This window comes from Gudongella sp. DL1XJH-153 (assembly GCF_049310905.1).
Taxonomy (GTDB): domain Bacteria; phylum Bacillota; class Clostridia; order Tissierellales; family Tissierellaceae; genus Gudongella.
Map to the genome: position 1 here is coordinate 1 of NZ_JBMEMN010000094.1, position 416 is coordinate 416.

Annotated in this window: 1 pseudogene; it reads right to left on the reverse strand. The window is 45.4% G+C overall.

What is annotated here, in order from left to right:
• Positions 1-416, reverse strand: a pseudogene (locus ACOEN1_RS13505) (hypothetical protein); the annotation flags it as partial.

The window sequence follows — 416 nt, forward strand, 5'->3', positions numbered from 1 at the left end:
CCAGTAGAGCTGTCAACGGTGTTTTCATACCACTGATAGGTTACAGGATTTGAGGTGTTTGAATTTGCCACAACAGAAAGGCTTCCAGAAATGCTTCCTTCAGTGACCTCTGTGAGAGTTGCTGGTTGTGTTGAGATGGTAATGGTTGGGGTTACGGCTGTAAAGTCTGGTTCATAAACGGATGTGAACCAGCTTGTAATGGTTGATGCAGAAACACCATTATCTCCTTCAGTGACTTCCGCTTTCCAAGGATGCTTGCTTTCTACGTCCAGCTTGTTTCTTCTAAAGACGGTTCCTTCTATGGTGGGACTGCTAAATGTAATGGAGTCGCCTTTGGTAGCAAGACTTGTGGCGGGAACAGAGAAGATAACCCTGTAGAGCCAAAAGTAGCGATATTTTCCATTGGCCTTCTTGGC